This is a genomic window from Agrobacterium tumefaciens str. B6 (genome assembly GCF_001541315.1).
GTDB lineage: Bacteria > Pseudomonadota > Alphaproteobacteria > Rhizobiales > Rhizobiaceae > Agrobacterium > Agrobacterium radiobacter.
Genome location: NZ_LMVK01000023.1, coordinates 162,303 through 174,546, shown reverse-complemented (window position 1 = coordinate 174,546; position 12,244 = coordinate 162,303). Strand labels below are relative to the sequence as shown.

Genomic DNA, 12,244 nt, shown 5'->3' with positions numbered 1-12,244 from the left:
ATTTGAGATTGCTTATTCGTAGTCCTCACGTATTTCGTAGCAATGGTCTGGTCATTAGTGATTCGGTCTCCTTTTAACCTGGGCGGCGTTGGGGAAACAAAGGGGCGCAAGGCAGTGAAATTTTCTGCCTATACTTCATTGCTGTTCTCCGTTGCGGTTCTTTCGGGCTGCAATACTCCCGCGGGCGTTCGGTCGTTCGGCGGCGCGCAGATGGCATCTCCTTCCGAGGCGCTGGTTTTCCCCCCTCCCGGCGGTCCCGAAATCGTCACCGTGGTCAACCGAACCTATTCCAACGCCGTGGCGCAGCAGGTCATTTTGCGCTCTGAGGCGGCGACCCCCGGGCAGAACTACATCAAGGCGGAGTTTTTCGGCCCGCAACAGGCCGGCGATACCGGTGGCGACGCCCTGGCTTTTTCCGGTTTCCGGGCATCTTCCGTCGCGCGGGAAATCCGCGCCGAGTTTCCGGGCGAAAACATAGCCATGTCGGCAAATTACCTGCAGAACGGTTATGGTGCGTTTTCCTATGCCGCCGGCCACGGCCGCGGCGACGATAGCTGCCTTTATGGCTGGCAGGACATACGCTCGCCGGAAAGCATGCGGCAGGATTTCCGCAATCTCGGACGCATCAAGGTGCGGCTGCGCCTTTGCCAATCGGGCGCAAGCGTCGAGCGGCTGCTGGCGGTCATGTATAATTACACCATTACCGGCACCTATGCCTCGCCAAGCTGGAACCCCTACGGCACGCCGCGGGCCGTCGATCAGAACCTCGGGCGACCCGGAAGCCCGGTCTATCCCATGAAGGCGGAGGATGTGCCGATGCGGCCGGGCGGCGAAGTGACCGCCAGTGTGCCCGTCCGGCCAGTCCGCCGCGTGGCGGCCGTCATACCCGCGCAGCCGGAACCACAGCCGCTGCCACCCGTTGCTGCAGTCAATATCCCATCGCCAACATCGGCGGGTTCGCCGGTCCAGCCTGTTCGACCTTCGGTGGCGGGCAGGCGGATGGATGGCGGGCCGGTGGAAAGCAGCCGGCAACCGTCGCAGGTGCCGCAGGTGTCCATTCCCTCGCCAGCTTGTCTGTCCGGTTCGGGAGCGTCACCAGGATGCAGGTGATCGTCGGAACCAGCGGAGAAGGAAGCGCCGAGGCGCATATCGCAAAATTTCCGGGCCGAAATTCCGGATGGGGACGAGAACGGAAAGTTTCTGGATGAACAAGGCCATCACAGTCATTGTCTGGTTGCTTGTGTCGCTTTGCGTTCTGGCCATCGTCACGATGCCGGTCAGCCTGCAGACGCATCTGGTGGCGACCGCGATCTCGCTCATCCTTCTGGCAACGATCAAGAGCTTCAACGGGCAGGGCGCGTGGCGCCTGGTCGCGCTCGGTTTCGGCACCGCCATCGTTCTGCGTTATGTCTACTGGCGTACCACGAGCACGCTGCCGCCCGTCAACCAGCTCGAAAACTTCATCCCCGGTTTTCTGCTTTATCTGGCGGAGATGTACAGCGTCGTGATGCTGGGCCTCAGCCTTGTCATCGTGTCGATGCCGCTGCCGTCGCGCAAGACGCGGCCCGGTTCGCCCGATTACCGGCCGACGGTCGATGTCTTCGTTCCGAGCTACAACGAGGATGCTGAACTTCTCGCCAATACGCTGGCGGCGGCCAAGAACATGGACTATCCCTCTGACCGTTTCACCGTATGGCTGCTGGACGACGGCGGGTCGGTGCAGAAGCGCAATGCCAGCAATATTGTCGAGGCGCAGGCGGCGCAGCGCCGCCATGAAGAGTTGAAGAAGCTCTGTGAAGATCTCGACGTGCGTTACCTGACGCGCGAGCGCAACGTCCATGCCAAGGCCGGAAATCTCAATAACGGTCTTGCCCATTCGACCGGCGAGCTTGTGACCGTGTTCGACGCCGACCACGCACCCGCCCGCGACTTCCTGCTGGAGACGGTGGGATATTTCGAAGAGGACCCCCGGCTTTTCCTGGTGCAGACGCCGCATTTCTTCGTCAATCCCGATCCAATCGAGCGCAACCTGCGCACCTTCGAGACGATGCCGAGCGAAAACGAGATGTTCTACGGCATCATCCAGCGCGGTCTCGACAAATGGAACGGCGCTTTCTTCTGCGGTTCCGCCGCCGTGCTGCGGCGCGAGGCGCTGCAGGATACGGAAGGTTTCAGCGGCGTCAGCATCACGGAAGATTGCGAAACGGCGCTCGCGCTGCATTCGCGCGGCTGGAACAGCATCTATGTCGACAAGCCGCTGATCGCCGGCCTGCAACCCGCCACCTTCGCAAGCTTCATCGGCCAGCGCAGCCGCTGGGCGCAGGGCATGATGCAGATCCTGATCTTCCGCCAGCCGCTGTTCCGGCGCGGTCTCTCGTTTACGCAGCGTCTCTGCTATATGTCATCGACGCTGTTCTGGTTGTTTCCGTTTCCGCGCACGATCTTCCTGTTCGCGCCGCTCTTCTACCTGTTCTTCGACCTGCAGATTTTCGTGGCCTCGGGCGGCGAGTTCCTGGCCTATACGGCGGCCTATATGCTCGTGAACCTGATGATGCAGAACTATCTCTATGGCAGCTTCCGCTGGCCGTGGATTTCTGAGCTTTACGAATATGTGCAGACGGTTCACCTTCTGCCCGCCGTGGTTTCGGTGATCTTCAACCCCGGCAAGCCCACCTTCAAGGTGACGGCGAAAGATGAATCCATTGCCGAGGCGCGGCTTTCGGAAATCAGCCGGCCGTTCTTCGTCATTTTCGCGCTACTGGTGGTGGCGATGGCCTTTGCCGTATGGCGCATCTACAGCGAACCCTACAAGGCGGATGTCACGCTCGTGGTTGGCGGCTGGAACCTGCTCAACCTCATCTTTGCGGGCTGCGCGCTCGGTGTCGTTTCCGAGCGCGGCGACAAGTCGGCATCGCGGCGCATCACGGTCAAACGGCGTTGCGAGGTCAAGCTTGAGGGCAGCGACGCCTGGGTGCCAGCGTCCATCGATAACGTGTCGGTGCACGGGCTGCTGATCAATCTCTTCGATAGCGCGACGAATATCGAAAAAGGCGCGACGGCCATCGTGAAGGTCAAGCCGCATAGTGAGGGTGTGCCGGAAACCATGCCTGTCAACGTGGTGCGGACGGTCAAGGGCGAGGGTTTCGTCTCGATCGGTTGCACCTTCTCGCCGCAGCGCGCCGTCGATCACCGCCTGATCGCGGACCTGATTTTCGCCAATTCGGAACAGTGGAGCGAGTTTCAGCGGGTGCGCCGCAAGAACCCCGGCCTTATCCGCGGCACGGCGATCTTCCTGGCCATCTCGCTCTTCCAGACGCAGCGTGGCCTCTATTATCTGGTCCGGACGCTTCGGCCCGCTCCCAAAGACGCCAAACCTGTCGGAGCCGTAAAATGACCGGCCGTAAATCCATCCGGGATTCTCTGGCAGTGCTGGTATGGGGGGCCGTTGCGACGGGCGCGATGGCGCAGTCCTCCCCCTTCGACATGTCGCCGGAACGGCCCGCCCAAACTGCTCCGACACCCGTACCGCCGTCCACCATTCCGCCTGCCGTACCGCGCCAGCAGCCTCCTGCCCAGAAGCCGGCCCCAACGCCGTCTCAGCCATCCGCCACGCCGCCCTTTTCGGTTCAGCCCGCGCCGCAGCAGCAACAACGCCCAGCCGTTCCGTTGCCGCCGCCGGTTTCGGCTCCTCCGCGTCAGGAAGGCGCAAGGCCGGTTCCGGCGCAGGCCTTGCCGCTCAGCGCCGACAGCCGCCGCCGATACATTCTGCCCTATGAAAAGCTCAGCCTTTCCGGTGAGATCGACCGCCGGCAATGGAGCGTTTATCTGACGCCGGAGCAGGTGAATGCCGCCGTTTCGCTCAATATCGGCTATCAGAACGCCATTGTGGTCGCGCCGGAAAGCTCGAATTTTCAGGTCAGTCTGAACAATGTCCCACTGGATCCGGCGCGTATCGAAGCGCCCGACAGCGAGGGCAATGTCTCCTTGAAGATTCCGCCCGGCGTCCTGCAGGTTGGTTCAAATGTCGTGAGACTGGGCGTGCAGCAACGCCACAGAACCGATTGCACGATCCAGTCCACCTATGATCTGTGGACCGATGTCGACCCTGCGAGCACCTATATCGGCTTTAATGCCGATGTCGCAGGAAGCTTTGCCAATATCGACGATATTCAGGCAACGGGGCCGGATGGCAAGGCGATGACGTCGATCGAGATTGTCGCGCCGGCACTGGGCAATCCGGCGTTTGCGGATTCTCTCCTGCGTCTTTCACAGGCGCTGGCGCTCAGAACCCAGATGCCGAACCAGGCGATCCGTTTCGTGGCCGCGCCTTCCACAGAACGCAAGGCAGGCACGCTGACGGTCCTCGTCGGAACCGCCCGTGAGATTGCCGGGATAGTCGGTACGCTGCCGCCCGAGGCGTCGGCGGGCGCCTTTGCCGGCTTTGGCGCCGCAGCACCTGGTGGTCTTTCGCCGCTTTTCGTCAGCGGCCCCACCCCGCAGGCGGTTCAGGCGGCAATAGAGACGCTGTTTTCCTCGATATCGCGTACGCCCGGGGCGCAGAGAACGACCTTTTCGACCCGCAGCTGGCATGCGCCCGATGTGCCGCTTGTGATGTCGGACCGCCGTATCGCGCTTTCCGAACTTGGCCTCGAAAGCACCGAATTTGGCGGCCGGCGTTTCCGCAATGAGTTTTACGTGGGCATGCCCGCCGATTTTTATGCCTCGGCCTATGGTGAGGCGTCGCTTCTGCTCGACGCCGCCTATTCGTCGCAGGTACTGCCGGGCAGCCATATCGATATCTACGTCAATGACGAGATCGCCTCGCCCGTGCCGATTTCCACCAATGGCGGCGGCATTTTCCGGCATCTGCCGATCAATGTGACGATGCGTCATTTCAAGCCGGGGCCCAACAAGGTAACCATCGGGGCGGTGCTGATGACGGCGCAGGATCAGGCCTGTGCGCCGGGCGCGCCCGCCCGCACGACCCCGCGGTTTGCGGTGTTCGACACGTCTGGACTTCATATTCCGGACTATGCACAGATCGGCCGCAAGCCCGACCTCGCCGCGATGGCGGGCGCCGGACAGCCCTATCGGACCGGCGGAACTCCTGTTGCACTGTCGCTCGACCGTTTTGACACTGACACCATGTCTGCGGCAGCGACGCTGATCAGCCGGCTGGCAAGCGTGGCGGGGCATCCCATCAACATCGAGACTGTCGCATCGCCGCTGGTGATCGGCGACCGCGACGCGCTGTTCGTCGGAACGATTTCGCAATTCCCGCAGGCATTGATCGGCCAGTTCAATCTCGTTCCGTCCAGCCAGATATCCTGGAAAATGGGAACCGGCGTTCAGCCGCCCGCGCAGAGCAGCGAAACCCTCTTCAACGACTGGCGGGAACGGGTGGATGGCGGTGTCTGGGAGGGGCAGGTGTCGTCTCTCGAGGAGTGGATGAAGCGGAATTTCGACCTGAGCTCGGATACGCTGCGCTTCCTGCCGGCGGCCGAGCAGCCTTATGCGCCACCCGGCAATGTCTCCTTCATGCTGGCGCAGGGACTCAGCCCCTCCGGCCAGGGGGTGTGGACGCTTGCCACGGCACCGACATCAGCGGAACTTCTTGACGGCATGGCGGCGATGACGCGGGAAAACCGCTGGCGCGGTGTCACGGGTCGTGTCGCCGCCTACGATGCCGCTGCCGAAAAGCTCGAAACGGTGGAAGTGGAGCGGCCGTATTTTTACGTCACGCGGGCGTTTTCCCTTTCCAACTGGAGGCTGGTTGCCGCCAACTGGCTGTCATCCAATGTGCTTTCCTATTCGCTGGCATTCATCGGTTTCGTGTCTCTCCTCGGCCTCGCCACTTTCACGATGCTGCGCATGATGGGGCGGCATCGATGAAGAACGGGATCTCGAAACTGGCCGGCATTCTCCTCGTGTCCGTGATGGCGGTGTTTGCAGGTATTTCGGTCAGCTGCGCCGCTTCGGTCTCACCGGAAGCGTGGTCGACCTATAAGGGTGCATTTCTGGATTCCGGTGGTCGTATCATCGATACCGGCAACGGCAATATCAGCCACAGCGAAGGGCAGGGCTACGGCATGTGGCTTGCCGTGCTTGCAGACAACCTGTCCGACTTCGAATTGATCTGGAGTTTCACACGTACCGAGCTGCTGGTGCGTGATGACGGGCTTTCCGCCTGGAAATGGGATCCGCGCACCAAGCCGCATGTCACTGATATCAACAATGCCACGGATGGCGATATTCTGATCGCCTATGCGCTGGCGCTGGCGGCCGGGCAATGGAACCGTCAGGATTATGCCGAAGCATCCGCGGCCATCGCATCCGCCGTTCTCAAGAAGACGGTGGTACAACGTGGCGGGCGGGTGCTGCTTCTGCCGGCTGCCAGCGGTTTTGACGAGGGCGACCGGGAGGACGGGCCAGTGGTCAATCCTTCCTATCTGATTTTCGAGGCGTTTCCGGTCCTCAATCTCGTCGCGCCATCGCCGCTCTGGAAAGCGCTTGCCGATGATGGCGTGGCGCAGATCGGCGCCTTCGCTTTCAGCGATAGAAAACTGCCGGCCGATTGGGTGTCTGTGAAGACGAAGCCGCAGCCGGCGTCGGGTTTTCCGCCGGAATTCGGTTATAATGCGGTGCGTATTCCGCTTTATCTTGCAATGGCGAAGATGGGCTCGCCGGATCTGCTTTCCCGTCTGAAACCCGGTATGACGCTGGAAAGCGGCGCTGCCGGACCCTTCGACCTGAAGAGTGGCGAGGTCAAGGATGTCCTGTCCGATCCCGGCTATCGTATCATTCCGGCGCTCGCCGGCTGCGTCAGCGGGGGGGCGGCCATTCCCGCCGAACTTAAAAACTTTCAGCCAACACTTTATTATCCTTCCACATTGCATCTTCTGGCATTGTCGTTTCTGGCAAGGAATAACGGGGAATGCCGATGAACAAGCCATTGTCGACCTCGGCTCTCATCCTGCTTCTGATTGCGCTCGCCGCCTTCCACTGGCGCGACAGCATTCTCGGGCGGGTTTCGGACGTGCATACCTCGGCGGTCGGTGATAACCGCGCCGTGCAGCGCATTTCGCCGGCAGCCAATCCGGCCCAGATCAACGCTTTCGTCAAAAACCGCGAGATGGCGCAGGTGACTCAGCCCGCGACACCGCCGGTAACGGTGCCGGCGACCGATCCTTTGCCGGTGACGCAGGCCGGCGGGCAAGCACCGCAAACACAGACGGCGCAGGCACCGGCCCCTCGTACGCCCCAGCCCACATCGGGCAGCATGCCCGAAGTCGATCTCAGCGCGCTACGCTATTTTGCGGCGAGAGGCGATACCCAGCGCCTTCAGGCTGAAATCGCGCGTCTTCGCACGCTTTATCCCAACTGGACGCCGCCGGCCGATCCTCTCGCCATTCCCGAAAACGGCGATCCGCGGCTCGATGCCATGTGGCAGCTCTATACCGACGGCCGTTATGCCGAGGTGAGAAAGGCGGTGGCCGACCGCCAGCAGGCGGACCCCGGCTGGCAGCCGCCCGACAATCTGACGGGCATGCTCACCTTGGCCGAAGCGCGCCAGCGGCTCGTCAATGCCTCCGATCTCAAGCAATATGCGACGGTGGTGGATACGGCGGCCAACAATCCCGGCCTGCTGACCTGCAGCGAAGTCGATGTTCTGTGGCGGGTGGCCGACGCCTTCGCCAATACCGACCGGATGGGACGGGCACGCGACGCCTATCTCTACATTCTCGACAATTGCACCACCGCAAGCGACAGGCTCGCCACGGTGCAGAAGGCATCCGCGCTTCTGCCGGCGGAAATGATGGACGATCTGCTGGCCAAGGAAAAACCTGGCGCAGACGGCCAACTGGAATTCGAACCGGTGAAGAACGATCTCGCCCGCCAGTTTGTAGCCAAGGCCGGGGAAAAAGTGAAAGAGGGCGAAAAAGAGCGCATCACCGTTCCCTCCGCCTATGTGATGCGGCTTGAGCGGCTTGCCGAAACCGACAAGCTTGCGAGCGACGCCCTGTTGCTCGGCTGGTACAATATCCGCCAGAAGAACATGACAGAGGCGGAAAAGTGGTTCCGCAAGGCGCGGGAAGAGGAAGACAGCGCGTCCGCCTCTCAAGGGTTGGCGCTGGCGCTGATCGACCGTAACGAGCCGCGCGAGGCCGAGGACGTCATGTATAAATGGCGCATGGCTTCCGACGATGCGCTTGCGACCTATCTTGCCGCAACGGCCAATCTTCTTGCGCTGCAGCCGCCGGTCGTGCTGCCGCCGGATGTGTTGCAACGCATTGCCGTCGAAACGGTGGCGCGCAAGGATGCGGCCCCCGCGCAGCAATTTGGCTGGTACTCGCTCGCCTTCCGGCAGACCCCGCTTGCGTTGCAATGGTTCAGCACGGCTCTTGGCTGGAAGCCCGATGATGAGCCGTCTGCCTACGGCATGGCCGTCAGCTATCACGATCTTCGCAATCTCGCCGGTCTGCGTGGCATCCAGCAGCAATGGGCAAGCCGCTCCCAGCGGATCGCCGATGTGGGAACGGCGCGCATGGTGGATCAGTCCGGGCAGACGGTTGCCCCCATAACCGCGCCGTCCACTGCCCCACAGGCGACGGCGCCCGTATCGGCCTATGTGCCGCAGGCCGAGACGGCGGTGGTATATGCCCCGCCTGTCGTCCAGCAGCCGGAACCCGCACGCAAGCAGGCGCGCCGACCGGTGCAGGTGCAAAGGGAAGCCAGCGCCGCATCGCGCCCACGCTCCTGCGCGGCCTATCCCGATCCGCAGCGTCTGCCGCCGCAGCAGGCGCTCGATCTCGGCTGGTGCCTGATGGAGACGAACCGGCCGGCGGAGGCGCTGAAAGCCTTCGAAGCCGCGCTTGAAGGCGGTCAGTCAGCAGTTAAAAGCGACGCAGCCTATGGCCAGAGCCTTGCTTATCTGCGTATGGGCTTGACGGACCACGCCGCCGGTTCGGCGACGAAATCGAGCATGGACCGCCCGCGCGCGACGGAGCTGCAGGTCTCGATCCTTGCTGACCGCGCGGTTTCTGCCTTCCAGTCGAAGCGTTATGCCGAAACGCTTCTCCTGCTCGACCAGCGGGCACGGCTGGCGGATGAGCGCACGGACCTGATGGTGCTGCGTGGTTATTCCTACCTCGCCATGCGCCGTTACGGCGAAGCGGCACAGATTTTCGAAAGCCTGACAGCCATCGGAAATCAGGATGGGATCAAGGGCCTGGCTGCCGTGCGCGCCGCTCGTCCGAGTAACGGCCCGCAGGGCGGCGGCTGAGGCAGGCCGGCGTGACGCCGGTGGCCGCTTATTTCACGTCGGTGAGGTTGCAGATGATACGCATGAAGATGCGTGCTCCGATGCCGACCAGCGCGTCCGGAAAATCGTAATCGGGATTGTGCAGGTTGGGGTAGTCCCTGCCTGCACCGAGGAAGAACATGGCCGAAGACGAAACGGCGCGAAAACGGCCGAAATCCTCGGAAGCCCGCATGGGCAGCCCTTCCGAACCGTGGGAGATTTTCTCCTCGTCCAGCGCTTGCCGGATATGCTCGACCGCGTCGGGCGCATTTTCGCAATGGAGGAAAATATCGTCATAGGTGATGTCGAGTGCCAGCTTCTGCTCGGCTGCAACCTTTCTCGCCAATGACTCCGCAGCCTCGCAGAGTTTTTCCATCCGGTCGTCGGTCAGTGTCCGCAGCGTCGCCCAGATTTCCGCATCGGCCGGAGAAATGCCGAAAGCGGCTTCACCCATAACGGCATGGGTGATCGTCACCATCGAAAAATCAGGCTCAGGCGGGAAACCGGAGCCGAGTTCGGCCAAGGCCGGCATTAGCTGAGAGATGGCCCGCATGGGGGAAATGCCGTGTTCGGGCGAGGAAGCATGCGCGGTCTTGCCGGAAAGGCGGATTTTCACACCACGCGACGCGCAGTTGACCGGTCCCTCCACGACGCTGACATGGGCGAAAGGCAGGCCCGGCAGGTTGTGGAGTGAAAAGGAGTAGTCCGGCTTTATGTGTTCGAAGCGCGGGTCGGCGAGCACGGCGGCGGCGCCCGCACCGGTTTCTTCCGCCGGCTGGTACAGAAGGATCACGCGGCCGGTCTCCGGGCGCTGCCGGGAAAGGCCGAGCGCCAGCGCCGTCAGAATGGTGGAATGGCCGTCATGGCCACAAAGATGGCCCTTCCCATCGGTGCCGGAGCGGTATTCGGCCTCACTCTTTTCGTGAATGGGCAGAGCATCGAGCTCCGAACGGATCAGGATCGCCGGACCGCTTTTGCCGCTGTCATAAACCGCGGCGACACCATGGCCGCCGAGATCCGCAAAAAGCTGGTCGGGCTGCGCCTGCTTCAGGAAAGTGCGGATGCGCCGCGCTGTTTCCTTTTCTTCGCCGGAGATTTCCGGATGACGGTGCAGATCATGGCGAAGCTCAACGAGATCGAGCATGTCCTTGTTGGTCAGAAACATCAAAAATCCTTGCAAGTCGTCCGGCCGGTTTTTCCAGCCGCAACTTACAGGGCGTTGCCTTTAATGCAAAACTTTTGGCGGGTGCCAGCGTTTGCCCGCCGTTTTCGGCTTGGTAGCGAGGGTGACGATATCTGACGGCAGCGGTACCTTTGTTTTTGCCAGTTCCAGCCGGGCAAGAGCTGCACGGGCTTTTTCTGCATATTCCAGATGCGCCGCATCGTCGGAATGATAATGCTGCAGCCTGTCGAGGATTTCAGCGCCTTCCACCGTTCTTTCGGCGGCAATCAGCGCCACCGCGCATTTATAAAGCGCTTCCCGGTGGAAGGGTGCGCGATTGGTTACCTGGCGGAAGGCCTCGGATGCCTCGTGGTAGTACTGCTGCGCCAGCCGGGCCTCGCCGATGCGAAGCCACAGGACGACGGGTTCCTGGCCAGCGGCCAGAAGGCTGAGAAAGGCGATCTCGGCCTCCCGGAATTCACCCCGGTCGAACGACAGATTGGCGAGCCCGAATTGCGCGCCGAGATGGTCAGGTGCTGCGGCAAGCACCTGCCCGAAGGCGATATTGGCGGCCGCCTTCTGGCCGCTCTTGTAGAGTTTGAGCGCCTGTTCGTAGACAAAACGGATGCTGCGGGGGTGAAGCGTGCCGCCGAGATTTTCGCCCGAGCGGGTGCGGAACAGCGTGCAGCTCAGCTTCTGCTCCTCCGGCCCGAAGAAATATTTGTAAGGCTCGTTGCCGCGCAGGAAATCATAGGTCCTGAAACCCTGCTCGATCGCCCGGCGGATGCAGTGGCCATGCAGCACGAGGCCGGGGGAAGGGGTCTTCCAGTTCTCGTCGCGGCCGGTGATATAGAACAGGACCGACTTCTTCTGGCGGTCGATGATATTGGCGAGTGCCCCCAACGGCTGGTCGCCGAACCAGAGGACCGGTACTTCCAGATCGCCGCGGATATAGACATCCATCAACATTTGTCGTGTCGCGCCGATCAGGAGTTCCGTACGCTCCTTGCCCTTGTGCGGCGCCCAGCGGATGCGCCAGAAATCGAACAGGATATCCATATCCCGCCTGATCGTCTCTCTCGTCGCGAAGGTGATGCTATATTCATCGCCGCCTTCGACCTTTCTCAGGAAACGTCGGAGCTTTTGCCGGGTCTGGCTGCTCATATGGCTGTCGAGATAGCTATCGAACGTCTCCGGCAGGGCCACCACCGGGCAGATGCAATTGTTGATGTTGTAGGGGTTGGTCGGCATGTTGTCGCGGAACATGACGAGCGGACCCTGAAGCGCGCGGATCATTGCGTCGCGACGCTCCGGCGGGCCGGCGAGATAATCGAGTTTCAGTTCTGTCCAGTTCTGCTGGCGTATATAGGAGCAGAAACCGGCAACGGCGTGATTTTCATAGTCCGGCAGGGTGATGAAGCCGGTGTAATCCGCTGCCGCATTGCCTGCCATGACGATGCTATCATGGAAGCGGCCGGTTTTCTTGTCCGGTTCGGTGACGATGCGCAACGGGAAAAACGCCACATAGGGCGAGCCTTCCGGCCGTTCGCGCAGCGCAAGGATGAACCAGCGCCTGCGGCGCGGCATATAATCCCTGAGCCATCCCCAGGAGAGGAAATGCCGGGCATGGGGATCGGCCATGAACACCGCATCCCAGTTTTCGCGGATCGCCTCGAAGCCGGCGTCCGTGTCGATGATATCGATGCGCATTCGTCCCCCTCCCAATACTGATCACACATTCGGGAGGCTTCATTTTATGGGGAAACGGTCGGCTTCAAATA

At 61.7% G+C, this 12,244-nt stretch carries 7 protein-coding genes; 5 read left to right on the top strand and 2 right to left on the bottom strand.

What is annotated here, in order from left to right:
- The first annotated feature begins 210 nt into the window (after positions 1-210).
- From bcsN to ASB65_RS16895, 5 genes are all read left to right on the top strand, one after another.
- Positions 211-1,110, top strand: coding sequence for a cellulose biosynthesis protein BcsN (gene bcsN, locus ASB65_RS16915; protein WP_060724978.1), 900 nt, complete (start codon positions 211-213; stop codon positions 1,108-1,110).
- A gap of 94 nt (positions 1,111-1,204) precedes the next feature.
- Positions 1,205-3,394 carry a UDP-forming cellulose synthase catalytic subunit gene (bcsA, locus tag ASB65_RS16910; protein WP_060724771.1) on the top strand — a complete coding sequence of 730 codons (2,190 nt, stop codon included), beginning with the start codon at positions 1,205-1,207 and terminating at the stop codon, positions 3,392-3,394.
- Complete coding sequence (locus ASB65_RS16905; RefSeq protein ID WP_060724770.1) at positions 3,391-5,892, top strand: cellulose biosynthesis cyclic di-GMP-binding regulatory protein BcsB; 2,502 nt, start codon at positions 3,391-3,393, stop codon at positions 5,890-5,892. The genes bcsA and ASB65_RS16905 overlap by 4 nt, the downstream gene beginning before the upstream one ends.
- A complete protein-coding gene (locus ASB65_RS16900) occupies positions 5,889-6,944 on the top strand; it encodes a glycosyl hydrolase family 8 (protein ID WP_060724769.1) in 1,056 nt (351 codons plus the stop codon). The genes ASB65_RS16905 and ASB65_RS16900 overlap by 4 nt, the downstream gene beginning before the upstream one ends.
- Complete coding sequence (locus ASB65_RS16895) at positions 6,935-9,283, top strand: tetratricopeptide repeat protein (RefSeq protein ID WP_060724768.1); 2,349 nt, start codon at positions 6,935-6,937, stop codon at positions 9,281-9,283. The genes ASB65_RS16900 and ASB65_RS16895 overlap by 10 nt, the downstream gene beginning before the upstream one ends.
- Positions 9,284-9,311: 28 nt before the next feature.
- On the opposite strand, the gene ASB65_RS16890 is transcribed toward ASB65_RS16895, so the two are convergent.
- Together ASB65_RS16890 and ASB65_RS16885 are read right to left on the bottom strand one after the other, a co-directional pair.
- Positions 9,312-10,466 (bottom strand): amidohydrolase, encoded by a 1,155-nt coding sequence (locus ASB65_RS16890; RefSeq protein ID WP_060724767.1) that lies wholly within the window; start codon positions 10,464-10,466, stop codon positions 9,312-9,314.
- A 60-nt stretch (positions 10,467-10,526) separates the two neighbouring features.
- Positions 10,527-12,173, bottom strand: a complete 1,647-nt coding sequence (locus tag ASB65_RS16885; protein ID WP_060724766.1) for a GNAT family N-acetyltransferase — start codon at positions 12,171-12,173, stop codon at positions 10,527-10,529.
- Positions 12,174-12,244: the final 71 nt, after the last annotated feature.

Bases quoted from the DNA above. Each gene is read 5' to 3' on its own strand.
- bcsN (WP_060724978.1), top strand. From the start codon at position 211: ATGGCATCTCCTTCCGAGGCGCTGGTTTTCCCCCCTCCCGGCGGTCCC.
- bcsA (WP_060724771.1), top strand. From the start codon at position 1,205: ATGAACAAGGCCATCACAGTCATTGTCTGGTTGCTTGTGTCGCTTTGC.
- ASB65_RS16905 (WP_060724770.1), top strand. From the start codon at position 3,391: ATGACCGGCCGTAAATCCATCCGGGATTCTCTGGCAGTGCTGGTATGG.
- ASB65_RS16900 (WP_060724769.1), top strand. From the start codon at position 5,889: ATGAAGAACGGGATCTCGAAACTGGCCGGCATTCTCCTCGTGTCCGTG.
- ASB65_RS16895 (WP_060724768.1), top strand. From the start codon at position 6,935: ATGCCGATGAACAAGCCATTGTCGACCTCGGCTCTCATCCTGCTTCTG.
- ASB65_RS16890 (WP_060724767.1), bottom strand. From the start codon at position 10,466: ATGTTTCTGACCAACAAGGACATGCTCGATCTCGTTGAGCTTCGCCAT.
- ASB65_RS16885 (WP_060724766.1), bottom strand. From the start codon at position 12,173: ATGCGCATCGATATCATCGACACGGACGCCGGCTTCGAGGCGATCCGC.